Here is a 24,470-nt window from a genome sequence, read left to right as displayed (position 1 = left end):
AGGAGGCCCAGCGGGCTCCCCCGGTGCGGCGGGCCGCGGCGCGACGACGGCTTGCGCGGACGGCTCCGATGCTGCAGACGACTCCGCTGACGGGCCCGTCCCGACCTCGCCCTGACCTGGGATCGCGGCGGCAGGCGGCCACGGCTCGCCACCGGGCACCCGGGGCAGTCCGCGTCGCACCGTCGAGCCGAAGGTCGCCATCAGTCCTACCTCTTCTTGGCGTCGAGCGCCGCGATCAGCTGCGGCACGACGGTGAAGAGGTCGCCCACCACGCCGAAGTCCGCGATCTCGAAGATCGGGGCGTCGGCATCCTTGTTGATCGCCACGATGGTCTTCGCCGTCTGCATGCCGGCCTTGTGCTGGATGGCCCCGGAGATGCCGAGGGCGACGTACAGCTGCGGGCTCACCGACACACCGGTCTGACCCACCTGGTACGACTGGGGGACGTATCCGGCGTCGACCGCGGCGCGAGACGCCCCGACGGCGGCGCCGAGCGCGTCGGCGAGCTGCTCCACGAGCTCGAACTTCTCCTTCGACCCGAGGCCCCGGCCGCCCGAGACGACCTTGGCCGCGCCGCGCAGCTCCGGCCGCGTCGACGTCGCCTGCACCTCGTCGAAGGCCTCGACGCTCGCGGCGGGCTTGCCGGACGCGGTCACCGCCAACGGCACCGCGTTCACCGGCTGCGCCTCGGCGCGGGCGTCGATCGCGCCTTGACGCACCGTGATCACCGGCGCGCCGAAGGTCACCGCCGCGTCGACGTTGTAGGCCCCGCCGTACACCGAGTGGTGTGCGACCACGCCCTCGGCGTCGCGGGATACCCCGACGGCATCCACGCACAGCCCCGACCGGGTGCGGGCGGCGAAGCGCCCGGCGATGTCACGCCCCTCGATCGAGTTCGACACCAGGACCGCGTCGGGGTGCACCAGCTGGGCGGCGGCGACGAGTGCGTCCACGACGGGCGCCGACAGCACGCCCGGATCGCCCTCGGCGGTCAGCACCGCCGTGGCGCCCAGCGTCGCGGCCTGCTCGGCGGCCTGCTGCACCTTGCCGGGCGTCGTCACGACGACCGCCACGGGGGTCCCCACCTCGGCTGCGGCGCCGAGCAGCCCCGCGGCGCTCTTGGCGAGCTCCCCCGAGGGCATCACGTCGACGAGGACCAGGATCGAATCCGCTGCGAACTCCGCCACCACCCGCTCCTCACACCAACCGGTTCGACACGAGGAACTGCGCCAGCTGCTCGCCGGCATCGCCCTCGTCCACGATCTTCATGCCTGCTTCTCGGGGCGGTCGCTCGGACACCGCGATCATGATCGAGCGCGCCGCCTCGGGCTCCTCCGCCTCGATTCCCAGGTCCGCCAGGGACAGCGTCTCGAACGGCTTCTTCTTGGCCGCCATGATGCCCTTGAAGTTGGGGAACCGGGCGTCCGGCAGCGCCTCGGTGATGGAGACGACCGCCGGCAGCGGCGCCGACACCGTCATGGATCCCGCGTCGCTCAAGCGGACGCCCCGCACCGCGGCTTCGCCGATCTCGACGGTGCTCAGCGCCGTGGCGTGCGGCACCTCGAGCAGTTCCGCGATCATGGCCGGCAGCACGCCCCCGGACCCGTCCGTGGACTGATTGCCGGCGATCACGAGATCGAATCCGATCCGGCGCAGGGCGGCGGCCAGCACCTCCGCGGTCAGGCCGAGATCCGCGCCGAGAAGCGCCTCGTCGACGATCTGCACCGCCGATCCGGCACCCATCGCGAGTCCCTTCCGCACGGTCGCAACGGCCGATTCGGGCGCCATGGACAGCACGACGACCTCCGTCCCGGCGTGGGAGTCGGCGTACGACAAGGCCACCTCGAGCGCGCGCTCGCAGATCTCGTCGAGCACCGCCTCAGACGCCGCGCGATCGGCGAGCCCGGTCTCCAGCGACAGCTTGCGATCCCCGTACGTATCCGGGACTTCCTTGACCAGGACGACGATCTTCATGACGATCTCCTCACGCTGGCCACGAGTCTATGGCGCGCGATGCAATGTACCCAATCACGCGCTCGAGCTCGGGTGAAGCGCACCGCCGCGGCGGTCTGTGTATACATAAGCCCGCGCGACGGGGCATCCGAGCGCTGTCCGGCACGACCCCGGTACGGTGGAGCGAGGAGGTTCACGTGGCAGGCACCAGGCGTCTTCCGATCGACCCGATCGCCGAGGCGAAGCGCCAGTGGATCGCGCATGGGTGGGAGCCGGCGGCGGCCGGCATGACGGTCGTCACATCGATCATCCGGGCACAGCAGCTGATCTTCGCGCGCATCGACGCCGCGCTGAAGCCGTTCGGTCTCTCGTTCGCGCGCTACGAGATGCTGAGGCTCCTCGGGTTCACCCGGGAGGGACGGATGCCGATGGCGAGCGCCATCGCCCGCCTCCAAGTGCATCCCACCAGCGTCACCAACACCGTCGACCGGCTGGCCCGCGACGGGCTGGTGTCGCGGGAGCCGCACCCCGGCGACGGGCGGGCCGCCATCCTGGTGATCACGGAGGCGGGGCGGTCGCTCGTCGAAGAGGCCACGCTGGCCCTCAACGAGCAGGTCTTCGAGCAGCCGGGCCTCAGCGAGGAGGACACGACCGAGCTCGTGCGCATCATCGCGCGGCTGCGCAAGGACGCCGGCGACTTCACCGATCCCAAGCCGCAGCCCGAGCCGCTCTGAGCGCTCCCCTCCCGGGTGCCCCTCCGCAGGGCTCGGTCGCTCCCTCATCGACGGCCGCCACGCCACGTCGTCAGCGGTTCTCGAACCTCGGAGGGCGCTTCTCGCGGAACGCGGCCATGCCCTCCTTCTGATCGGCGGTGTCGAACAGGCTCGCGAACACGTGGCGCTCCAGCCGCAGGCCCTCGGCGAGAGGCACCTCCATCGCGGCATCCAGCGTCGCCTTCGCCGCGTACACCGACGGCAGCGACTTCGACGCGATCGCGTCGGCGAGCGCGCCCGCCTCGTCGAGGAGGTCGGATGCCGGCACGACCCGCGAGACCAGCCCCGAGCGCTCGGCCTCCGCGGCATCCATCGCCCGGCCCGTGAGGATGAGGTCGGCCGCCTTGTAGTAGCCGACTGCGCGGATGAGTCGCTGAGACCCGCCCATGCCCGGGATGACGCCGAGGTTGATCTCGGGCTGGCCGAACTTCGCCGTGTCGGCGGCGAGGATGATGTCGCACATCATCGCCAGCTCGCAGCCGCCGCCCAGCGCGTACCCCGCGACGGCGGCGATCACGGGCGTGCGCACGGCGGCGAACCGGCTCCAGCCGCCGAAGTGGTCCCCCATGAGCATCTCGAGCCCGGACTTGCCCTCCATCTCCTTGATGTCGGCGCCGGCGGCGAAAGCCCGCTCGGAGCCGGTGAGCACGATCGCGCCGATGCCGTCGTCGGCGTCGAACGCGGATGCCGCGGCGACGACGTCCTGCATCACCTGCGTGTTGAGCGCGTTCAGCGCTTCGGGGCGGTTCAGCGTGATCCACCCCACTCGTCCGCGCGTCTCGACGAGGATCGTGGCGTACTCGGTCATCGGTCCTGCTTTCGCTTCGGGGTGTCGGCGCCTCGCGAGGCGATGGTTCTCGCCGGCACACGTCGATCTTGTCGGGGATCGTCCTGCGCTCGCCAGAGCGAGAACGCGGGAGCGGACGAGCCGCTCAGGCGGAGTGGTCGCGGATGGTCGTGATGATGCCCGAGAAGTCCATGCCCGCGCCGGGACCCTCGGCGAAGCGGGCGTAGATCTCGCGGGCGAGCATGCCCATGCGGGCCTCGACACCCGTCGCCTCGATGGCATGCTCCGCCAGCCCCAGGTCTTTGTTCATGAGCGCTCCGGCGAACCCCGGCTGGTAGTCCCGGTTGGCGGGACTCGTGGGGACGGGGCCCGGCACGGGGCAGTTGGTGGTCAGTGCCCAGCACTGTCCCGACGCGTTCGAGGCGACGTCGAAGAGCGCCTGATGCGACAGTCCCAGACGCTCCCCGAGCACGAACGCCTCCGCGACGGCGATCTGCGACACCGCCAGGATCATGTTGTTGCAGACCTTCGCCGCCTGCCCCAGCCCCGCGCCACCGCAGTGGACGACACGGCGACCCATCGTCTCCAGGAGGGGGCGGGCCGCTTCGAAGTCCTTCTCGGTGCCGCCCACCATGAAGGCCAGCGTGGCGTTCTCGGCGCCCACCACACCACCCGACACCGGCGCGTCCAGGGCTCGGTGGCCCGAGGCCTCGGCCAGTTCGTGGGCGGAGCGCGCGTCCTCGACCGAGATGGTCGAGCAGTCGATGAAGAGGGTTCCCGGCGCGGCCGCGGCGAGCAGCCCGTCATCCCCGCCCGGCCCACGGTAGGCGTCGAGCACCTGTCCGCCGGTCTGGAACATCGTGATGACGACCTCGGCCTGCGGCGTGGTCGTGCCGACGGCATCCGTTCCCGACTCGGCCACCGTCAGGCCCGCGGTGCGGCCCGACTCCCTCGCAGCGGGGACGACGTCGAAGCCCACCACGTCGTGACCGGCCGCGGCCAGGTTCTTCGCCATCGGAAGGCCCATGTGACCCAGGCCCAGGAATGCGATCCTCATGTGTGCGGACCTCCTCGTCCGGACACGCGTCAGGCGTCGAGCAGCTGCCGGCCGATGATGACGCGCATGATCTCGTTCGTGCCCTCGAGGATCTGGTGCACGCGGAGGTCGCGCACCACCTTCTCGATGCCGTACTCGTGAAGGTACCCGTAGCCGCCGTGCAGCTGCAGCGCTTCGTTGGCGACACGGAAGCCCGCGTCGGTCGCGAAGCGCTTCGCCATGGCGCATCGCATGGCGAGATCGGGCACATCGCCCCCGGCGACCTTCGCATCGAGGGCTGCGGCGGCATCGCGCACCAGCGCGCGGGCGGCGCGCAGCTCGGTTCCCATGTCGGCGAGCGCGAACACGACGGCCTGGCGTTCGGCCAGCGGCTCACCGAAGGTGAACCGCTCGTGCACGTAGCGGATCGCGCGGTCCAGCGCCCACTGCGCGCCTCCCAGCGAGCACGCGGCGATGTTGATGCGGCCGCCGTCGAGCGCCGACATCGCGATCTTGAAGCCCTGCCCCACGCTCCCGAGCACGTTCGCCGCGGGCACCCGCACCTCGTCGAGGATCACCTGCCGTGTGGGCTGGGCGTTCCAGCCCATCTTGTGCTCGTTCGCTCCGAACGTCAGGCCGGCGGCGTCGCCCGGCACGAGGAAGGCGGTGATGCCTCGGGCGCCCGGCTGGACGGGTTCGCCGACCGAGGACGAGCGCGCCATCACGACGTAGACGGATGCCTCGCCCGCGCCGGAGATGAACTGCTTGACGCCGGTGAGCACGAACTCGTCGCCGTCGCGGATCGCGCTGGTGGTGATCGCCGCCGCGTCGGAGCCGGCTCCCGGCTCGGTGAGGCAGTAGCTGCCGAAGCCTCGCATCGAGGTGAGCAGGGGAAGCCACTCCCGCCGCTGGGCGTCGGAGCCGTAGGCGTCGATCATCCAGGCCACCATGTTGTGGATCGAGATGTACGCGGCGATGGCGGGGTCGGCCTGGGCGAGCTCCTCGAAGATCGCGGCTGCGTCCGAGCGCGACAATCCCGAGCCGCCGACATCCTCCCGCACGTACACGCCGCCCAGGCCCAGCTCCCCCGCCCGGTGCAGGGTCTCGCGCGGGAAGTGGGAGGCGGCGTCCCACTCGAGCGCGTGGGGCGCGAGCTCCGTCTGCGCGAAGTCGCGCACCGCCTCGAGGATCGCGGCTCGCTCGTCATCGGGGAGCGCGGCGGGGGCGGCGGGAGTGATCGTGGTGGACATCGTTGCTCCTTCGATCGCGACGCCCTCGTGAGGCATCCGGATCCGGGTCATCGGCCATCGTCGGCGCGACGGATCCAGAATACCTGGATGTCCTCGTATTCGATAGGAGGACCGAGCAATCGGCGGCGCGGCGTGCTCTCGCCTACGATCGGGTGGGGACGGCACCTCGCCGAAGATTGGAACGCCGCACCCATGACCACCTCCGAGATGACCGACGTCCTGCGCCGGAACAACGTCACGATCAGCGGCAACCCGGCCGGACGCACCGTGATGTTCGCACACGGCTTCGGGTGCAGCCAGGAGACGTGGAACCTCGTCGCACCGCAGTTCGAGGAGGACTGCAACGTCGTGCTGTTCGACCACGTCGGTTCGGGCGGATCCGATGTGTCGCAGTACGACCACGGCAAATACGACTCGCTCGACGGCTACGCCTCCGACATCCTCGAGATCCTCGACGCGCTGGATGCCTCCGACGTCGTGTTCGTCGGCCACTCCGTCAGTGCGATGATCGGCGTTCTGGCCGCCAACCGACGCCCCGAGCGGTTCGGCACGCTGGTGCTCATCGGCCCCTCTCCGCGCTACACCAACGACGGCTCCTACTACGGCGGCTTCGAGCAGGCCGACATCGAGGCGCTGCTGGAATCGCTGGACGCCAACTACCTCGGCTGGTCGCAGGAGATGGCGCCGGTCATCATGGGCAATGCGGATCGCCCTGAGCTGGGCGAGCGCCTCACCGCGAGCTTCTGCCGCATGGACCCGCGGATCGCCCGGCACTTCGCGCATGTGACCTTCCTGTCGGACAACCGCGCCGACCTTCCCGCTGTCTCGGTGCCCACCGTGGTCATGCAGTGCAGCGAGGACCTGATCGCCCCGGTCCCCGTCGGCGAGTATGTGAACGCCACCATCTCGGGCAGCCACCTGACGATGCTCGAGGCGACGGGGCACGTCCCGATCCTGTCGGCACCGGATGAGGTCGTCGCGGGAATACGCCGTCATCTATCGTGAGCGCCGGGCCCAAGAGCGACTGGTTCCAGAGCGCACCCTGCGGGCTCGTCGCCACGACCATCGACGGAACCATCGTCGAAGCGAACGGCACCCTCCTCGACTGGCTCGGCCACACCGCCGAAGACGTCATCGGGAGGAGGTTCGTCGAGCTCCTCGACCCGGGAAGCCGCCTCTTCTTCGAGACCCGGCACACCCAGCTGCTGCATCTGCGCGGAGCCGTGGAGGAGGTGGCCATCACCATGGTCACCGCCGGCGGGCAGACGCTGCCCGTGATGGTGAACTCCCGCCACGACGTCGAGGCGGCTCTCGTCCGGACGGCGGTGTTCAACGCCAGCGAGCGCACGCGATACGAGCGGACGCTCCTGCAGGCCCGGCGCGAAGCTGAGGCCTCTGCCGAGCGCGTCAGAGTGCTCCAGGAGATCTCCAGCCGCTTCGACTTGAGCGCCACCGACGAGGACGTCGCCGAATCGCTCGCCGCCGTGTCGCGCAGCGCCTTCTCGGCGCGTGAGACTGCGGTCCTGCTGACCGACGAGCACGGCGCACTCGTGCTGGCCGGCGGATCCGGTGTGCTGGAGGATGTCCTCTCCGCCGCTCCCGCACTGCACGCGGCCACCGCGCCCGTCGTCCTCACCGCGCATGAGGCGGAGCGGAAGCACCCGGAGCTCGCCGCCGCGCTGCGGGCAGCGCGGCTGGTGTCCGTCAGCGTCACGCCCATCGTCGCCGACGCGGAGCGACTCGGCGTCCTCGTCTGCGCGTTCGCCCGTCGCACCGACTTCGACGACCAGTTCTCGGAGCTGCAGCGGGCACTGGGTCGCCAGGCGTCGCAGACCCTGGTGCGTGTGCGGCTTCAGCGGCGGCTGGCCCTTCTTGCGCTGCACGACCAGCTCACCGGTGTCGCCAACCGCGTGCTGCTGCAGCAGCGACTCGACGATGCGATCGAATCTGCGACGCGCGACGGCGAACCGCTGTCGCTGCTGTTCCTCGATGTCGACGACTTCAAGAGCATCAACGACGCCTTCGGTCACGCCGTCGGCGACATGGTGCTCGTGGAACTGGCCGCCCGCCTCAAGCATGGCGTCCGCTCCGGCGACATGGTGGGCCGAATCGGCGGCGACGAGTTCGTGGCGATCTGCGCCGACGCGGACGGCGATGCCGCGGCGGCGATCGCGGCACGCATCCTCGAGATCGCGCAGGAGCCGATCCTCGCTCAGGATGCCGTGATCTCGGCATCGGTCAGCGTCGGCATCTCGCTCTACCGGCCGGGCCTCGACTCCCCTCCCACGGCCGAGCAGCTGCTGGTCCGCGCCGACGGCGCGATGTACGAGTCCAAGCGGGCGGGGAAGCGTCGGGCGACCTTCGACAGCACCGTCTGAGGCGATGGGCAGCCCGGCCGACGCTGGATGCGGCGTGCGAGCGCGCGCCCGTTCCCCCCGTGTTCACCCGGAGGACACCGGGCACCGGTAGGCACGGAGGGCGCAGTCCGCGCGTCACCCGTCCCCTCCGTGAGGAACCCGATGCTCTCGCATGCCTCTCGCCGCCTCGTCGCCGCCGCGACGACGACGGCAGCCGTCTGTGCGCTCGCGCTGACGCCGTTCATCCCCGCCACCGCGGCGATCGTCCCCGATCCCATCGAGCACTCGGCCGAGGACGCCGCCCTGTCGCTCTCACCGGTCGGCACGTTCGAGACCGGCGTCTTCGACGACGGCGCGGCCGAGATCGTGGCCGCCCATGGCGACCGCCTGTTCGTCGTGAACGCGCAGGCGGGCTCCGTCAGCGTGATCGACTACCGCGACCCCGCGGCCATGGCCGAGGAGTTCACCATCAGCTCCTCGGGCGTGGCCAACTCCGTCGCCGTGCGCGCCGACGGCCTCGGCGTCGTGGCGTTCGAGGCGGAGGTGAAGACGGACCCCGGGCATCTGCTGTTCTTCGACGCCAACGCGACGGATGCCGCCTCCGCAGCGCTGGGCACGGTCCAGGTCGGCGCCCTGCCCGACATGGTGACCTTCTCGAAGGACGGCGCCTTCGCGGTCGTGGCGAACGAAGGCGAGCCTGCGGAGGACTTCAGCGTCGATCCGGAGGGGTCGATCGGCGTCGTGGCGCTGCCCGACACCGTCGCCGCTCCCTCGCAGGAGGCGGTGCGCACGGCGGACTTCCACGCGTTCGAAGCGGGCGGATCTCAGACGCTCCCGGCTGACGTGCGCGTGTTCGGACCGGCCCCCCACGCCGACGACCTCCCGGTGAGCCGCAACCTCGAGCCGGAGTACATCACCGTCGAGGGCGGCACCGCCTACGCGTCGTTGCAGGAGGCCAACGCGGTCGCGGTCGTCGACCTCGCCTCGGCGACCGTCACCGGCATCTGGGCGCTCGGCGCCAAGGACCACTCGCTGACCCGGAACGCCCTCGACCCGAGCGACCGCGACGGCGGCTTCTCGCTTCGCACCTTCGCCGGACTCAAGGGCATGTACATGCCCGACGGCATCCAGTCGTACACGGCGGGCGGCCAGACGTATCTCGTCACCGCGAACGAGGGCGACGCCCGCGAGTGGGGCGACTACGTCGAGCCGGCCCGCGTGAAGGACCTGGCCACGGACGGCCGGGGTCCGGTGTGCGCGCCGCTGGCAGCCCTGACCGGCGACGCCGACCTCGGCCGCCTCAACGTCACGACCGAGGACGGGTTCGACGCGGACGCCGGCTGCTACAGCGAGCTGTACGCCTACGGCGCCCGATCGTTCTCGATCTGGACCGTCGACGGGCAGCAGGTCTTCGACTCCGGCTCCTCCTTCGAGGAAGTGACCGCCGCGGCGGCTCCGGAGTTCGTCAACTCGAACCACTCCGCGTCGAACCTCGAGGGACGCAGCGACGACAAGGGTCCCGAGCCTGAGAACGTGGCATTGGGCGCCGTCGGCGGCCGCACGTACGCGTTCGTGGGCTTCGAGCGCGTCGGAGGCGTCGCCGTCTACGACGTCACCGAGCCGGCGGCATCCGAGTTCGTGACGTACGTGAACAACCGCGACTTCTCCGTGTCGGTCGAGGACGGCGGGGCCCTGAGCGCGGCCGGTGACCTCGGTCCGGAGGGCATCGCTTTCATTCCCGCCGAGACCTCGGCGACCGGCGAGCCTCTGCTCGCCGTGGGCAACGAGGTGTCGGGGACGACGACGCTGTACGCGATCTCCGAGGTCGTCGAGCCCGCGACCACCGACATCCAGGTGCTGACGATCAACGACTTCCACGGCCGCATCGAGGCTAACTACGGCAACGGGGAGGCGGGGGCGGCGGTCCTCGCCGGCGCGGTGAAGGCCTTCGAGGCGCAGAGCCCGAACACGCTGTTCGTCTCGGCCGGCGACAACATCGGCGCCTCCACCTTCACCTCGTTCATCCAGGAGGACGAGCCGACGATCGATGCGCTCGTCGCCGCAGGACTCGACCTCGGCGCGGTCGGCAACCACGAGTTCGACCGCGGCTTCGATGACCTGACCGACCGCGTGCTCCCCCGCTACGGCGACGACCTGTTCGGCCTGGGGGCGAACGTCTACCTCAAGGGAACCGACACGCCCGCGCTGGCGGAGTACGCCGTGCGCGAGGTCGACGGCGTCCGCATCGCCTTCATCGGCACCGTCACCGAGCAGACGGCATCCATGGTGACCCCGACCGGCATCGCCGACATCGAGTTCGGGGATCAGCTCGAGGCCGCCAACCGGGTGGCCGGAGAGCTGACGGCCGCGGATGCCGCGGATGTCATCGTGCTGCTGACGCACGAAGGCTCCGCGTCGAGCGACTGCGCGGCGGTCGCAGCGGACGACACCGCATACGGCGAGCTCATCCGCGGAGCCTCGGCGGAGATCGACGCGATCGTCTCGGGCCACACCCACCAGAAGTACGCGTGCTCGGTTCCCGTGGACGGCGCCGCCGGGACGGAGCGCCCGGTCATCCAGGCGCACCAGTACGGCACCACCCTGGGCACGCTGGACATCTCGGTGGACGCCGGAACCAAGGAGCTCGTGTCGATCGCGGGCGGACTCGTTCCGCTGGTGGTCGACGGCGTCGCGGCGTTCCCCGAGGACGCGACCGTGAAGGCGATCGTCGAGGATGCCGTGGAGGTGGCCGAGGTCGAGGGCGCCGTCGAGGTCGGCTCCATCACGGCCGACATCCTGCGCGGCGGCACGGCCGGTTCCGACCGTGGCGTCGAGTCGACGCTCGGCAACCTCGTCGCGGATGTGTACCTGTGGGCGACGTCGAACGAGGACTATGCCGGCACGCCGGCCCAGATCGGGCTGATGAATCCCGGTGGTCTGCGGGACGACCTGCTGTACGGCACCGACGGCACCATGACCTACCGCGACGTGGCCGACGTGCAGCCCTTCGCCAACACGCTCGTCACGGTGACGCTCACGGGCGCCCAGCTGAAGGCGGTGCTCGAGGAGCAGTGGCAGCCCGACGGAGCGTCGCGCCCGAAGCTGCACCTCGGCGTCTCGGAGGGCTTCTCGTACGAGTACGATCCCGATGCCGCGCGCGGCGAGCGCATCGTGTCCATGTCGCTGAACGGCGAGCGGATCGCACCGACGGACCGCTTCACCGTCGTGACGAACTCGTTCCTGGCCGCCGGCGGCGACAACTTCTTCACCTTCGCCCAGGGCGCCGACCGCACCGACACCGGTCAGGTGGACCTGACCGCGACCGTGGCGTACTTCGAGGCGAACTCGCCGGTCGCCCCCGCGCCCCTCGGTCGCGCGGTTGTCGCCGACGGCTCGGAGCCGTCGCCGGCCCCGGGTACCGCGTGGGCGACGGTCGACGTCGGCTCGGGAACGGTCGAGCAGGGGGGATCGCTGCCGGTGACGGTGTCGGGGCTGGAACCCGGTCAGCAGATCTCGGCGACGCTCTTCAGCGACCCGGTCGTCGTGGAGGGCATCCCGGCGGCGGACGCGAACGGCACGGTGTCGTTCACGCTGCGGGTGCCGGCGGACTTCCCGCTCGGCGCTCACACGCTCGTGATCGAGTCCGCCGGATACGAGCCGCTCGAGGCCACCGTCACGGTGGTCGCCCCGGGACAGCTCGCGGTGACGGGCGCGCAGCTGCCGCTGGCGCTCGCGCTGATCGCTGCGGTGCTCGCCGTCCTCGGCGGCGCCGTCCTGATGGTGCGACGACGGCCGATGGCACGCGTCTGACCGACAGCCGGAAAGAGGGCCCACGGATGCCGCATCCGTGGGCCCTTCCCGTTTCACCAGCAGGATCATCCCTCCGACGGAGCGGGATACGACTCGAGGCCGACGCGGCGTGCGAGCGCCGGTCCGTACCGTCGGAGTCGTGACCGCTTCCGTCAACACCCGTCCCGTCGCCGTCGGCCGCCGGACCCCGTCCGTGGCCGCCGCGTTCATGCTGGCGATCGCCGGCAACATCCTCGTCGCGCTGATCCTCGCCCTGGCGTTGGGCGCGTTCGTCCTGGCGGCCGCAGCGGTCTTCGGCGGCGGCCTTCTCGCTGTCGTGTGATCGGCCTGGGGCGACGTCCTGGCGAACGCTCACGGGCTGACGCGGACCGAGGCGATCCGCCAGCCGTCTCCCTCCGCACGCAGGATGCACCGCAGGTCGGTGTGATGCCCCGCGCCGTCCTGCTCGAACGACGCGGTCCCCTGCACGCGGTAGCCGTCGCTCGTCTCGGTCACCTGCATCGCGGATGCCGCAACCTCGATGTCGGTGGCGCCGCGGCCCTCGAGCAGCGATTCCGCGGCGGAGGCGCACTGCTCGCGCATGACCGCCTCGGGTTCGGGCCGGCCCCTCGTCGACAGCACGGCGACGACGATCAGCGCCGCGACGGCCAGCAGCGCGAGCGGCACCACGATCCGAGCCCACATCGGCGTCCGCGCCAGCCAGTCCCGGCGCGGCGCCGCGTTCCCTCCGGAACCGCCCTGTCCCGAGGCCATGCGTGCATGGTAGACCCGGGTCCGCGCGGGCGGAAGGCGGCTGTGGACGGCCGGGTCGGCGCTACGCCGCCGCTGATCAGCGCATCCGGGCTGCTCGGGAGACGTCTGCGCGCATCACCTGTCCGCTGTCGTGCGCTCGACCAGCACCGCCGCGGTGCGCGCAGGGATCGTGAGGGCACCGGTCGACGCATCCCACGTCGTGGTCTTCACGATGGCATCCGAGCCCTCCGCCAGCGCGGAGGCCAGGGCGAAGTCGCGATCGGCCAGCTCCGGCAGCGCCTGGGTGCGGGCGTCCGGCGAGGCGTTGAACACCACGATCGCACCGTCGAGCGCGGGGTCGACGTCCTCGCCCACCAGATCGTCGATGAGCATGACCAGCAGACCCGGCTGTGCATCCGGACCGCTTCCCGGGAACGACACCTTCTGCTGGATCAGCTCGGCCGATCCCAGCCGCAGCAGCCCGACCTCCTGACGCACCCGCAGCAGATCGAGAGCGGATGCCTCGGCCGCGGCGATGTCGGCCGCACCCGGCTTCAACGCCGGGTCGGCCAGCAGCGGCGCCATGATGCCCCACTTGTCCTCGTTGTCGGCGGCTCGCGGGAGCCCCGACCCGAAGGTGGACTCCTGGCCGGTCCAGTCGATGCGGTTGAACCAGTCACCGGAGTTGTAGCTGTTGCGGTCGAGCGACTTGGACCGCAGTAGCTCCGTGCCGGCGTGCCAGAACGACGGCGTCTGCGCGAAAGCCGTGGTCGCGAGGGACAGCGTGTTCATGCGCACCCGGTCGGACATCGGCGTATCGGCAGGAAGCTTCAGCACCGACAGGTCGTACAGCGTCTCGTTGTCGTGCGCGTCGACGTAGGTGATGATCTCGTCGGGCTGTTCGGCGTAGCCCGCCGGAGAGCCGCGGTAGTCGAGCTGATCCCCGGCTCTCACCGAGCCGTCGGACACGGTGAAGGTGAAGTCCCGAAGGTTGCCGGCGAGGCCGAGCTTCACCAGGTCGGTCTGGTGCGCGAGGTCGGCGAGCGCCTGCTCCGGCGTGCCGTTGATCGGCGCGCCGTTCGGGTCCGTTCCGAGCCCGGTGCCGAAGCCCTGCTGCTGGACCGTCTCTGCCGCCACCGGGCTGCCGCCGTGCACGGCGTCGCGCAGGCGGTCGCTGAACGTGCCGATGCCCGTGCCGCCGAGCTGTCCTTGCGTCGCCTGCTCGAACAGTGCGTTGTTCGCGACCTCCCCGAAGTTCCACCCTTCGCCGTACAGGTAGACCTTCGACCCGTCGACACCGTCCTTCTTGAGGGTGAGGGCATCGAGCGCCTCGCGGATCGCGAGCATGTTCGCCTTCGAGTGATGCCCCATGAGGTCGAAGCGGAACCCGTCCACCTTGTACTCGCGCGCCCACAGCACCACCGAGTCCACCATGAGCTTCTGCGCCACGTCGTGCTCGGTCGCGACGTTCTGGCAGCACGTCGAGGTCTCGACCCCGCCGGCGAGGTTGAGCCGGTGGAAGTAGCCGGGCACGACCTTGTCGAGCACCGACTTCTCACCCTGGCCCGACTGCGCGGTGTGGTTGAACACCTGGTCGAGCACGACCTGCAGACCCATGCCGTGGAGCGCGCCCACCATCTCGCGGAACTCGTGCACGCGCGCGCCGCCCTCGGGATCGACGGCGTACGAGCCCTCGGGCGTCGAGAAGTGATACGGGTCGTAGCCCCAGTTGAAGCCGTCGGCGTCGGCGACCGCTTCGAGGCACGCCTGCTGCGCGGTGTCGGCCGGGCCGTACGAGGCGAGGTCGCAGTCGGGCACGGCCTGCTTCGAGCGGTCCTCCTCGATGGTCGCGATGTCGAACGTCGGCAGCAGGTGCACCGTGTTGATTCCGGCCTCGGCCAGCTGCCGCAGCTGCCGTGTCCCGGCGCTGTCGCGGGTGAAGGCCCGGTACGTGCCGCGCTCCGCTTCGGGCACGGACTCGTCGGTGATCGAGAAGTCCCGCACGTGCAGCTCGTAGATGGCACGGTCGACGGGCCGGTCGATCACCGGTGCCTTGGTCTTCTCCCACAGCTTCGGCCGCCACTGCTTGTCGTCGAGGTCGACGGCGACGGAGGCCTCGGAGTTCAGGGTGAGCGCCACCGAGTACGGGTCGGTCACGACGTTGGTCTCGACGGCGTCCGTCGTGGGAGCGTAGACCACGACCTCCCACGAGTATTCGTCGCCCTTCAGCGCCTTGCCGCCCTGCACCGTCCAGACCCCGGATGCCTCATCCCGGTGCGCCTCGTGCCTCGTGGCGTCACCCTCGGAGCCGGCATCGCGCGTGAGAAGAGCGGCCCGCTGAGCGGTAGGCGCCCACAGGCGGAACGTCGGCTTGTTCGCTTTGAAGGCCACCCCGAGGTCGGCCTCGCCCACCGCGTCGGCGTAGAGGTCGTCCAGCACGCCCGGGATCTGCACCCCGGTGAACGCGGACAGGGTGCCGTCGGCATCCCGCTGGGAGACCTTCAGCTGCCCGCGCAGCAGCTCGGCGGCATCCGCGTCGTCGACGCGAAGGGCGATGAAGCTCGCCAGAGCGGGGAATCGGGCCTTCTGCGCCTGGGTGAGGCCGCCCTGGATCGGCGACAGATCGATCGCGTCGCCGCCGATGACCTCGTTCTCGGCGACCTCGAGGGACGCCTCGGGCGAGGTGTGCAGCTGCCAGGTCGCGCCGTCGGCCGGTGCGCCGAGGTCGGCGGGCCACGCGATCGTGCCGGCGTCGATCCAGTGCGCACGCTGCTCGCCCGTGCCGGCCAGCGGCGGGTCGGACACCTCGATCTCGAGCACGTGGGTCTCCAGCGTGTAGCGGAACACGATCAGCTTGCCCTCGGTCGCGCTGAATGAGTAGTTCTGTCCGTCGCGGGCACCGCCGACGCCGTAGTTCTCCGCCCAGCTGAGACCGTGGGCGACCTTCGCCTCGTAGGCGCCGGTCGGGATCGCATCGGTCGCGAACTCGTACACGCCGTCCTTGTCGCCATCGGCCATGAGTGTCGCCAGACAGTCCGGCGCCCAGTCGGCCGCGCACCCGAGCTCGCTCTGCGCCGACCCCGGCAGCGTCACGATGGGACCTTCGGCCGTCGACTGCACGATGTTCGTGCGCGGATCGAAGTAGAACGTGATCGACCCGCCCCCGTGCGCGATCGCGATGTTGGCGCCGCCGGGGGCCCCGTTCGCGCCGTAGTTGACGTCCCACGAGCCGTTGACGGCGACCTTGTACTCGTAGTCGCCGGCCGGCAGGTCGAACGTTCCCGCCCAGATCCCGTCGGCGCGCAGCGTGAGCCTCGCCGCCTCGCAGCCCGGCGCCCAGTCTCCGGCGCAGCCCATCTCGGAGTTGAGGCTGCCGGGCACCGTCACCATGTCGATCGGCGACTCCGGCTCCTCCGGCGCCATGAGCGAGACGGCGTTGCCGACGGAGGCGTACGTCGAGGCGGCGGCGTGGCCGCCTGCGGCATCGGTGGTCACAGCGCGGTACTCGACGAGCGTGCCGCTCGGGAGGTCGCTGATCTCGTGGAAGACCCGCGGATCGGTGTCCTCGGCGGTTCCGAGCGCGTGCCATTCGTCCGCGCCGACGACGCGCCACGCGAAGCTCGTCTCCTGCCACGTGGAGTCGTCCACATCCGCGCTCACCGCCGACGAGCCGGTCACTGCCGCGCCGGCTGCCGGCGCCGCGACCGTGATCGCCACCGGCGCGTCGGGCGCCGTGACGGGAGCGTCCGCGCGATAGACGACGGCCGAGAGGGCCGGGACGGTGACGGATGCCTGGGCCGAGGCATCCGTCGACAGCGACCGGTCGGTGCCGTACACGGGCGAGAAGGAGGCACCTGCGGTGAGGGTCGGCACGCTGACGGCCTTGTCGGCCGCGGTGTTGTTGAGCGCGACGAGGTACTCGACCTTCTCGTCGCGATCCACCCGCGAGAACGCGTAGACCCCGGCGCCGCTGTCGGCGTACCGCTCGATCTGCGCGCCCGTCACCAGGGCGGGGTGCGCCTCCCGCAGCGCCGACAGCGCCGCGATGTGCTCGTAGACCGGCGCGGAGGCGTCGTAGCGGTCGACAGACCCGGCGCTCTCGCCGGTGATGAGCGGCTGGTTCTGGTACTCGGCGACCTGGCTGGCGAACAGCGACTGACGTGCGCTCTTGTCGTTCCCCGGCGCCGCGCCGGCGAAACCCTGCTCGTCGCCGTAGTACACGACGGGCTGACCGCGGCCGAGGAACATCAGCTCGTGGGCGAGCAGATCGCGCTCGAACGCATCCGGGGTGGACTGCAAGTGGTAGCCGACCCGCCCCATGTCGTGGTTGCCGAGGAAGGTCGGGAGCGCCGCCGCCGAGGCATCCGGCGTGGTGTAGCGGTCGTCGCCCGCGTACAGGCTCTGCAGTCCCTTGGCGCTGTTGCCGGCGGCGAAGCTGACAGCGGCCGACTGGAAGGCGAAGTCGAGCACGCTGCTCATGTCGGTGTCGCGGACGTAGGGGGCGAGCTTGACCGGATCGGCGTCGTACACCTCGCCGAACATGAAGAACTCCGGCTTGCCCTGCGCGTGCGCGTAGTCGAGGACCTCGGCCGACCACTGCTCCCAGAACTCGAAGTTCACGTGCTTGGCCGTGTCGATGCGGAAGCCGTCGATCCCCAGGTCGATCCAGTCCTGATAGACCTCGACGAAGCCGTTCACGACGGTGGGATGCTCCGTCATGAGGTCGTCGAGACCGTCGAAGTCGCCGTACGTCACGGACTCCCCCGACCAGGTCGAGTTGCCTCGGTTGTGGTACAGCGTCGGATCGTTGAGCCAGTCCGGGGTCTTCGCGTCGGCATCGTCCGCGTCGACCGCGGGCGTGTACGGGAACGACGTGGCGGGATCCAGGGCCGGGAAGCCGCCGGTGCCGGCATGGTCGGCCGGGTCGAAGGGCGTGCCGCTCGCGTCGCGGTACGGCTCGGTGGCCTGATCGATGTAGGAGTACTGCTTCTCGGCGTAGTCGATGACGTCGGCCGTGTGGTTGGTGATGATGTCGAAGTAGACCTTGATGTCCTTCGCGTGCGCCTCGTCGATGAGAGCCGCGAGCTCCTCGTTGGTGCCGAGGTGGGGGTCGATCCGTGTGAAGTCGGTGACCCAGTAACCGTGGTAGCCGGCGCTGGCGTTCGCTCCCTCGCCCTGCACCGGTCGATTCGCGAAGCTCGGCGTCAGCCAGATGGCCGTCGTGCCGAGCCCCTCGATGTAGTCGAGGTTCTCGCGGAGGCCGGCGATGTCGCCGCCGTGGAAGAACCCCTTGTCGGCCGGGTCGAAGCCGTGCGCCATCCGGTCGCCCGCGATGCCGCCGGTGTCGTTCGACGGGTCGCCGTTGGCGAAGCGGTCCGTCATGACGAAGTAGAACTGCTCCTGGCTGCCGGGCTGGCGCACCGGAGGCGCGACGAGCGCGTCATCCGCGTCGGTGTAGCCCGCGCGAAGGCTCTCGACCTCCAGGCCCACGCGGTGCGTCGTGTCGTCGAAGAGGAACCGCAGCGTCGCGGGGCCGGCGACGGTGAGCGGGATGTTGTCTCCGCCGCCGTCGAGCCCGTACGACTCGTCCCACGAGTCGTTCACGGCCACCTTGTACTCGTACGAGCCCGCCGGCACCTCGAACTCCGCGGCGTAGACCCCGTCGGTCCCGGTGGCGGCGAGCTCCGTGGCGGCGCAGTCCGGCTGCCAGTCGGCGGGGCAGCCGAGCTCGGACTGCAGACTGCCCACGAGCGCGAAGGTCCGGTCGGCGGCAGCGGCGGGAAGTGTCGCGGTGAGGCCGGTCACGGTGAAGGCGGTCGCCGTGAGGGCGGTCGCTGTCAGCGCGGCGAGGCTGCGGCGGGCACGCGGGGAGGTCGTCATCGACACGGGAGCTCCAGGCTGAGGCGTTGGCACGGCGACGTGCCGGGGTGTGCGTGTGTGGCCCCGACGTTAGCGGCTGCCGGCCCGCAGATGCAAGCGCTTACAGAATGAGAACCGTCTCATCGCGCGTGAGTGCGAGCTGTCGACGCGGCGGAAGCGGCCGCAGGAGCAACCGCTTGCAGTCGGCAGGCCCGGTCACCGATCCCCGCGGTCCACCGCGCATCCCCAGCCGGGCGACGGCCGCGTACGGCTGCGACAGCGACGAAGCGCTCAGAGCCGCTCGATGATCGTCGCGTTCGCCATGCCGCCGCCCTCGCACATCGTCTGCAGACCGTAACGACCGCCGGTCGCCTCGAGATACGACACGAGGGTGCCGAGGAGCCGCGTGCCGGACGCGCCGACCGCGTGACCGAGGGCGATCGCACCGCCCCACGGATTCAGCTTCGCCGGATCGGCATCCAGCTCCTGCAGCCAGGCGAGCGGGACCGATGCGAAGGCCTCGTTCACCTCGTACGCGTCCAGCTCGTCGAGCGAGAGTCCGCTGCGCTCGAGAATGCGCCGCGTGGCGGGGATCGGCCCGGTGAGCATCATGACGGGGTCGTCGCCGACCACGGCGAACGAGTGGAAGCGCGCCCGCGGCGTCAGGCCCAACTCCGTCGCCTTCTGCTCGCTCATGATCAGGACCGCGGAAGCGGCATCCGTCAGCGGCGACGAGCTGCCCGCCGTGATCCGCCAGTCCAGCTCCGGGAACCGCGCGGCCAGCTCCTCCGTGCGGAACGCCGGGCTCAGGCCCGCGAGCCCCTCGGTCGTCGTGCCGGGTCGCACGGTCTCGTCGAACGCGACCGCCTCTTCCGCACCGAGGACCGGAAGCACCTGGGAGTCGAAGCACCCCTTCGCCCAGGCATCCGCGGCCCGCTCGTGCGACAGCACCGCGAACGCGTCGAGGTCCCCACGGGACAGACCCCAGCGGTGGGCGATGAGCTCCGCCGACACACCCTGATTCACCAGGCCGTCCGGGTAGCGGCGGCGGATGCCTGACGCCGGCGAGCCGCCCTGCTGGGAGGAGCCGAGGGGCACCCGGCTCATCGACTCGACACCGCCCGCGATCACGATGTCGTACGCGCCGGCGATCACGCCCTGCGCGGCGAAATGCGCCGCCTGCTGACTGGATCCGCACTGGCGATCGATCGTGACGGCGGGAACGGTCTGGTCGAACCCGGCCGCGAGCACGGCCTGCCGCGCGATGTTCATCGCCTGGTCGCCGATCTGGCTCACGCATCCCAGCAGCACGTCGTCGACCTGTCGCGACTCGAGGCCGTTGCGCTCCAGCAGCCCGGTGAGCACGTGCGCCGCCAGGTCCACCGGGTGCACGCCGCTGAGCGCACCGCCGGGCTTCCCGCGCCCGGACGGAGTGCGGACGACGTCGACGATGACGGCTGCGGGCATGGTTCTCCTCCTCCTTCGAGCCTACGTCCCTCCCGCCCTTCCCTCGCCCCCTCGTCTTCCTCGTCTCCCTCGTCTCCGTCGTCTCCCTCGTCTCCCTCGTCGAGACCGCATCCTCTCGCCGAGTCAGCACGTCGACGGCGCCGGCAGCGTGCGGCCCCGGCGAGTACGTGCGGTCTCGACGGGAGGCGGATGCTGCACGGCGGCGCGTCAGCCGCGCGAGCCGGGCGGGGCGTAGGTGCTGCGCTGCTCGATCACGGCGAGCGTGCACCGCGAGATGCACACCAGCCGGCCCGCCTCGTCGACGATGCGGATCTCCCACACGTGCGCGCGGCGGCCGATGTTCGCGGGAGTGGCCGTCGCGGTCACCCAGCCGGACGCGATCGGGCGGACGTGGTTCGCGTTGATCTCCTGCCCGACGACGTGGAACTTCTCGCGGTCGACCGCCAGGTACCCGGCCCACGATGCGAGGGTCTCGGCGAGCGCGACGGATGCCCCGCCGTGCAGCACACCGGCCGGCTGCACGGTGCGGTGATCCACCGGCATCCGGCCCACCAGTGCGTCGTCGCGCACCTCGACGATCTCGATCCCGAGGTTCTCGATGAGCGTGCCGGTCGCCATCGCCGGGAGGTCGACGGCGGCGACGTCGCCGTGCCACAGGGTCATCGCGTCATCCCGCGGACTCCTCGGCGCGCTCGGCGGCCTCGAGCGTCGCGGCATCCGGGACGTACCCCTCGATGTGCCGCTCCGCCGGACCGTTGTACTCCGACAGCGGACGGATGAGCGCGTTCGCGGCGAGCTGCTCCATGATGTGCGCGGTCCACCCGGTGACGCGGGCGGCGACGAACAGCGGCGTGAAGGTCGCCGTGTCGAAGCCCATGAGGCTGTACGCCGGACCCGATGGATAGTCGAGGTTGGGGTAGATGCCCTTGCGACTGACGAATTCCGACTCGAGCGCGTCGTACAGCGCGGCGACATCCGGTCGGTCGTAGTGCTCGACGAGCGTGTCCAGGGCCGCCTTCATCGTCGGCACGCGCGAGTCGCCGCGCTTGTACACGCGGTGCCCGAAGCCCATGATCTTCCGCTTCTGGGCGAGGGCCTCGTCCAGCCACGGCCCGACCTTCTCGGCCGACCCGATCTCGGTGAAGATGTGCAGCACGGCTTCGTTCGCGCCGCCGTGCAGCGGTCCTTTGAGAGCGCCGATCGCACCGACGACAGCCGAGTACAGGTCGCTGAGGGTCGACGCGATCACCCTCGCCGTGAACGTCGAGGCGTTGAAGGAGTGCTCGGCGTAGAGGATCATCGAGCGGTTGAACGCGTCGACGACGACGCCATCGGCCTCCTCGCCGAAGGTCATCCACAGGAAGTTCGCCGAGTAGTCGAGGTCGTCCCGCGGCGCCACCGGCTGCAGGCCGCGGCGACGGCGCTGGCCGTAGGCGACGATCGCCGGCAGGACCGCGAAGAGACGGATGCTGCGCGCCAGGTTCTCCTCCGCGCTTCCACTGGCGTCGAGCACCGATCCCGACCCCGCGAGGTCACGGGCGCCGATGAGACTCACCGCGGTGCGCACCTCGTCCATCGGGTGCGCGTCGATCGGCACGAGATCGATCGCGGCGCGCACGTCCACCGGAAGGTGGCGGTACGACCGCTCGGTCGCCCGCAGCTGTGCCAGCTGCACGTCGTTCGGCAGCTCGCCGTGCCACAGCAGGTACGCCACCGCCTCGAACGGCTGCGTCGACGCGAGCTCCTGGACCGGGTATCCGCGGTACAGCAGCGAGTTGGTCTCGGGATTGACCTTCGAGATCGCCGTGTAGTCCACGACGACGCCGGCGAGGCCCTTCTTGATGTCGGGTTCGGTCATGTGCCTGCTCCTTTGCTGGACTCCCGGTCGCTCACCGCTGGATGTGGAAGTTGAAGACGTTCGAGTCGAAGTGGTTGTACTGCTCGTAGTCGATCAGGTCGTACAGGTCGGCGCGGTGCTGCATCTCGTCGAGCTTGGAGGCGAGGTGCCCCTCCTCGTCGAGCGTATCGAGTGCACGGGATGCCGCGCCCATGGCGATCCGCAGGAGCGAGACCGGCCAGATCACGATGTTGACGCCCACGTCGCGCAGCTGGTCCACGCTGAAGAGGTCGGACTTGCCGAACTCGGTCATGTTGGCGAGGATCGGCACGTCGACCGCGGCGCGGATCGCCGCGAACTCCTCGAGCGTGCGCATGGCCTCGGGGAAGATCGCATCGGCGCCGGCGTCGACCAGCGCCTTCGCCCGGTCGATCGCGGCGTCCATCCCCTCCACCGCCCGGATGTCGGTGCGCGCCATGAGGAGGAAGTTCGGGTCACGGCGGGCGTCGGCGGCGGCGCGGATGCGCTTGACGGCGGTGTCCTCGTCGACGACGGCCTTCCCGTCGAGGTGCCCGCAGCGCTTGGGGTTGATCTGGTCCTCGATGTGCGTGCCGGCAAGGCCCGCGTCCTCGAGGGTCTGGATCGTGCGCGCGACGTTCATGGGCTCGCCGAATCCGGTGTCGGCGTCGATGATGGCCGGCAGGTCGGTCATGCGGGCGATCTGCTGGCCGCGCCCCGCCACCTCCGTGAGCGTGGTGAGGCCGATGTCGGGAAGCCCGAGGTCGGCCGACAGCACGGCGCCCGAGATGTACACCCCCTCGAAGCCCTTCCGCTCGATCAGGCGGGCGCTGAGCGGGTTGAAGGCGCCGGGGAAGCGCAGCAGCTCACCCGAGTCGAGCCGCTCGCGGAGGAGCCGCCGCTTCTCGGCGGGTGACACGGTCGAGTACAGCATCAGCGATTCCTCCTCTGCCCCTCCGCGTGCGCATAACTCAGGCAGATCAGTTCCGGATGGACCGGAAGCGGGCGCTTCTGGCCGGATCTGCCTGAGTCATGCGCGGTGGCAGCAAGCCAGATCGACATCAGAACAGGCCCTTCGGCGCCGGGGCGGAGGCGAGCACGCCGAAGTCCGCGACGATGGTCAGCTGCTGCACCTCTTCGGGCGTGAGCTCCGGCAGACGCTGCGCGAGCTCGAGGAAGCGCTCGATCTCGGCAGCGGCGAGCACGCCCTCGGCGAGGGTGCGGAACTTGCGGATGTAGTCCTCGCGCGCGAAGGGGCGGGCGCCCACCGGGTGGGCGTCGGCGACGGCGATCTCGTCCTCGACGACGGATCCGTCGGTGAGCGTGATCACCACGCGACCGCCGAACGCCTTCTCGTCCGGGTCCTCCGAGTGGTACCGACGGGTCCACTCAGGGTCCTCCGCCGTCGAGACCTTGCGCCACAGCTCCACCGTGTCGGGACGGGCAGCGCGCTCGGGCAGGTACGAGTGCACGTGGTGCCACCCGCCGTCCTGCAGCGCCACGGCGAAGATGTACGGGATCGAGTGGTCGAGGGTCTCACGGGAAGCGCTCGGATCGTACTTCTGCGGGTCGCCCGCGCCCGACCCGATGACGTAGTGGGTGTGGTGCGAGGTGTGCAGCACGATCGACTCGATGTTCGCGGGGTCCCGCAGCTCCGGCCGCTCGGTGCCGAGCCGCCGGGCGAGGTCGATCCAGGCCTGCGCCTGATACTCGGCCGAGTGCTCCTTCGTGTACGAGTCCAGGATGCCGCGCTTGGGCTCCCCGGCGGCGGGAAGCGGCACGTCGTAGGTGGCATCCGGCCCGTCCAGGAGCCACGCGATGACGCCGTCCTCGCCCTCGTAGATCGGGCTCGGCGAGGTCTCGCCGCGCATCGCGCGGTCGACCGCCTCGACGGCCATCTTCCCGGCGAAGGCCGGTGCGTGCGCCTTCCAGGTGGAGATCTCCCCCTTCCGGGACTGGCGCGTGGCGGTCGTGGTGTGCAGCGCCTGGCCCACGGCCTGATAGATCGTCTCGACGTCCAGTCCGAGGAGCGTGCCGATGCCGGCCGCGGCGGAGGGTCCCAGGTGCGCCACGTGGTCGATCTTGTGCTTGTGCAGGCAGATGGCGCGCACGAGGTCGATCTGGATCTCGTAGCCGGTCGCGATCCCGCGCACCAGCGCGCGCCCGTCGGCCCCGACGTGCTGCGCGACGGCGAGGATCGGGGGGATGTTGTCACCGGGGTGCGAGTAGTCCGCCGCGAGGAACGTGTCGTGGAAGTCCAGCTCCCGCACCGCGACGCCGTTGGCCCAGGCGGCCCACTCCGGTGAGGTGCGGCGCTCGAGGGCGCACCCGAAGACCGTCGCCCCCGCGCCGCCGACCGACACCGCGTGGTCGAGGGCCTGCTGACGCGCCGCGCTGACCGGGCGACGGGTGAGGGATGCCGCAGCCACGGCGGCGTTGTCGATCACACGGTTGATGATCATGTCGACCACATCGCCGTCGACCTCGACGGGGTCCGTTGCGACCTGGGCGATGTGCCACGCCAGCTGCCCCTCGCGAGGGAGGTTCTCGTCGCTGCGGTGGACGCGGAGATGGTGGATGACGGTCATGAT

17 protein-coding genes are annotated in these 24,470 nt (G+C 70.6%); 5 read left to right on the top strand and 12 right to left on the bottom strand.

Translation table 11 applies throughout. The features are described 5' to 3' along the window. Window positions 1–206: 206 nt before the first annotated feature. Together AC5RVZ_RS01125 and AC5RVZ_RS01120 are read right to left on the bottom strand one after the other, a co-directional pair. Window positions 207–1,187, bottom strand: coding sequence for an electron transfer flavoprotein subunit alpha/FixB family protein (locus tag AC5RVZ_RS01125; protein ID WP_494063947.1), 981 nt, complete (start codon window positions 1,185–1,187; stop codon window positions 207–209). Window positions 1,188–1,197: 10 nt separating this feature from the next. Continuing rightward, the gene (locus AC5RVZ_RS01120) at window positions 1,198–1,974 is read right to left on the bottom strand and encodes an electron transfer flavoprotein subunit beta/FixA family protein (protein WP_494063946.1); all 777 of its coding nucleotides are present in this window, start codon (window positions 1,972–1,974) and stop codon (window positions 1,198–1,200) included. A gap of 176 nt (window positions 1,975–2,150) precedes the next feature. Between AC5RVZ_RS01120 and AC5RVZ_RS01115 the strand changes: the two genes are divergently transcribed. Beyond that, the gene (locus AC5RVZ_RS01115) at window positions 2,151–2,687 is read left to right on the top strand and encodes a MarR family winged helix-turn-helix transcriptional regulator (protein WP_494063945.1); all 537 of its coding nucleotides are present in this window, start codon (window positions 2,151–2,153) and stop codon (window positions 2,685–2,687) included. A gap of 70 nt (window positions 2,688–2,757) precedes the next feature. Here the strand turns inward: AC5RVZ_RS01115 and AC5RVZ_RS01110 are convergent, their stop codons facing one another. The 3 genes from AC5RVZ_RS01110 to AC5RVZ_RS01100 all read right to left on the bottom strand — a co-directional run bounded on the left by AC5RVZ_RS01110 (window position 2,758) and on the right by AC5RVZ_RS01100 (window position 5,799). Next, a complete protein-coding gene (locus AC5RVZ_RS01110; RefSeq protein WP_494063944.1) occupies window positions 2,758–3,534 on the bottom strand; it encodes an enoyl-CoA hydratase in 777 nt (258 codons plus the stop codon). A gap of 124 nt (window positions 3,535–3,658) precedes the next feature. Continuing rightward, window positions 3,659–4,570: a 3-hydroxyisobutyrate dehydrogenase gene (gene mmsB, locus AC5RVZ_RS01105; protein WP_494063943.1), complete on the bottom strand. Its 912-nt coding sequence runs from the start codon at window positions 4,568–4,570 to the stop codon at window positions 3,659–3,661. A 29-nt stretch (window positions 4,571–4,599) separates the two neighbouring features. Next, window positions 4,600–5,799, bottom strand: coding sequence for an acyl-CoA dehydrogenase family protein (locus AC5RVZ_RS01100; protein ID WP_494063942.1), 1,200 nt, complete (start codon window positions 5,797–5,799; stop codon window positions 4,600–4,602). A 192-nt stretch (window positions 5,800–5,991) separates the two neighbouring features. On the opposite strand from AC5RVZ_RS01100, the gene AC5RVZ_RS01095 reads away from it, so the two are divergent. The 4 genes from AC5RVZ_RS01095 (at window position 5,992) to AC5RVZ_RS01080 (ending at window position 12,288) form a co-directional block, all read left to right on the top strand. Then, complete coding sequence (locus AC5RVZ_RS01095; protein ID WP_494063941.1) at window positions 5,992–6,804, top strand: alpha/beta fold hydrolase; 813 nt, start codon at window positions 5,992–5,994, stop codon at window positions 6,802–6,804. Then, window positions 6,801–8,177, top strand: a complete 1,377-nt coding sequence (locus tag AC5RVZ_RS01090; RefSeq protein ID WP_494063940.1) for a GGDEF domain-containing protein — start codon at window positions 6,801–6,803, stop codon at window positions 8,175–8,177. Before AC5RVZ_RS01095 ends, AC5RVZ_RS01090 begins: the two co-directional genes overlap by 4 nt. A gap of 141 nt (window positions 8,178–8,318) precedes the next feature. Beyond that, window positions 8,319–11,966, top strand: a complete 3,648-nt coding sequence (locus AC5RVZ_RS01085) for a choice-of-anchor I family protein (protein WP_494063939.1) — start codon at window positions 8,319–8,321, stop codon at window positions 11,964–11,966. A 139-nt stretch (window positions 11,967–12,105) separates the two neighbouring features. Continuing rightward, window positions 12,106–12,288, top strand: a complete 183-nt coding sequence (locus AC5RVZ_RS01080; RefSeq protein ID WP_494063938.1) for a hypothetical protein — start codon at window positions 12,106–12,108, stop codon at window positions 12,286–12,288. Between the two features lie 29 nt (window positions 12,289–12,317). Here the strand turns inward: AC5RVZ_RS01080 and AC5RVZ_RS01075 are convergent, their stop codons facing one another. The 7 genes from AC5RVZ_RS01075 to AC5RVZ_RS01045 form a co-directional block, all read right to left on the bottom strand. After that, complete coding sequence (locus tag AC5RVZ_RS01075) at window positions 12,318–12,719, bottom strand: hypothetical protein (RefSeq protein ID WP_494063937.1); 402 nt, start codon at window positions 12,717–12,719, stop codon at window positions 12,318–12,320. A gap of 114 nt (window positions 12,720–12,833) precedes the next feature. Next, window positions 12,834–18,578 (bottom strand): pullulanase-type alpha-1,6-glucosidase, encoded by a 5,745-nt coding sequence (gene pulA / locus AC5RVZ_RS01070; RefSeq protein WP_494064702.1) that lies wholly within the window; start codon window positions 18,576–18,578, stop codon window positions 12,834–12,836. 270 nt (window positions 18,579–18,848) lie between these two features. Continuing rightward, the gene (locus AC5RVZ_RS01065) at window positions 18,849–20,024 is read right to left on the bottom strand and encodes a thiolase family protein (protein ID WP_494063936.1); all 1,176 of its coding nucleotides are present in this window, start codon (window positions 20,022–20,024) and stop codon (window positions 18,849–18,851) included. Between the two features lie 207 nt (window positions 20,025–20,231). Further along, window positions 20,232–20,687 (bottom strand): hotdog fold thioesterase, encoded by a 456-nt coding sequence (locus tag AC5RVZ_RS01060; RefSeq protein WP_494063935.1) that lies wholly within the window; start codon window positions 20,685–20,687, stop codon window positions 20,232–20,234. 4 nt (window positions 20,688–20,691) lie between these two features. Next, complete coding sequence (locus tag AC5RVZ_RS01055; RefSeq protein WP_494063934.1) at window positions 20,692–21,882, bottom strand: bifunctional 2-methylcitrate synthase/citrate synthase; 1,191 nt, start codon at window positions 21,880–21,882, stop codon at window positions 20,692–20,694. A gap of 31 nt (window positions 21,883–21,913) precedes the next feature. Then, entirely contained in the window at window positions 21,914–22,813 is a 900-nt protein-coding gene (prpB, locus tag AC5RVZ_RS01050; RefSeq protein WP_494063933.1) for a methylisocitrate lyase, read from the bottom strand. Window positions 22,814–22,940: 127 nt separating this feature from the next. Further along, entirely contained in the window at window positions 22,941–24,467 is a 1,527-nt protein-coding gene (locus AC5RVZ_RS01045) for an MmgE/PrpD family protein (RefSeq protein WP_494063932.1), read from the bottom strand. Window positions 24,468–24,470 lie beyond the last annotated feature (3 nt).

The organism is Arthrobacter sp. Cza30 (assembly GCF_059090765.1).
The sequence above is the reverse complement of the archived record's forward strand: the minus strand, read 5'-3'. Positions and strand labels throughout refer to the sequence as shown.

What these genes read in the sequence shown, in the direction of transcription:
- AC5RVZ_RS01045 (WP_494063932.1), bottom strand. Translation starts at nt 24,467, where the DNA reads ATGACCGTCATCCACCATCTCCGCGTCCACCGCAGCGACGAGAACCTC.
- AC5RVZ_RS01100 (WP_494063942.1), bottom strand. Translation starts at nt 5,799, where the DNA reads ATGTCCACCACGATCACTCCCGCCGCCCCCGCCGCGCTCCCCGATGAC.
- mmsB (WP_494063943.1), bottom strand. Translation starts at nt 4,570, where the DNA reads ATGAGGATCGCATTCCTGGGCCTGGGTCACATGGGCCTTCCGATGGCG.
- prpB (WP_494063933.1), bottom strand. Translation starts at nt 22,813, where the DNA reads ATGCTGTACTCGACCGTGTCACCCGCCGAGAAGCGGCGGCTCCTCCGC.
- AC5RVZ_RS01110 (WP_494063944.1), bottom strand. Translation starts at nt 3,534, where the DNA reads ATGACCGAGTACGCCACGATCCTCGTCGAGACGCGCGGACGAGTGGGG.
- AC5RVZ_RS01065 (WP_494063936.1), bottom strand. Translation starts at nt 20,024, where the DNA reads ATGCCCGCAGCCGTCATCGTCGACGTCGTCCGCACTCCGTCCGGGCGC.
- AC5RVZ_RS01055 (WP_494063934.1), bottom strand. Translation starts at nt 21,882, where the DNA reads ATGACCGAACCCGACATCAAGAAGGGCCTCGCCGGCGTCGTCGTGGAC.
- AC5RVZ_RS01095 (WP_494063941.1), top strand. Translation starts at nt 5,992, where the DNA reads ATGACCACCTCCGAGATGACCGACGTCCTGCGCCGGAACAACGTCACG.
- AC5RVZ_RS01120 (WP_494063946.1), bottom strand. Translation starts at nt 1,974, where the DNA reads ATGAAGATCGTCGTCCTGGTCAAGGAAGTCCCGGATACGTACGGGGAT.
- pulA (WP_494064702.1), bottom strand. Translation starts at nt 18,578, where the DNA reads ATGACGACCTCCCCGCGTGCCCGCCGCAGCCTCGCCGCGCTGACAGCG.
- AC5RVZ_RS01085 (WP_494063939.1), top strand. Translation starts at nt 8,319, where the DNA reads ATGCTCTCGCATGCCTCTCGCCGCCTCGTCGCCGCCGCGACGACGACG.
- AC5RVZ_RS01060 (WP_494063935.1), bottom strand. Translation starts at nt 20,687, where the DNA reads ATGACCCTGTGGCACGGCGACGTCGCCGCCGTCGACCTCCCGGCGATG.
- AC5RVZ_RS01075 (WP_494063937.1), bottom strand. Translation starts at nt 12,719, where the DNA reads ATGGCCTCGGGACAGGGCGGTTCCGGAGGGAACGCGGCGCCGCGCCGG.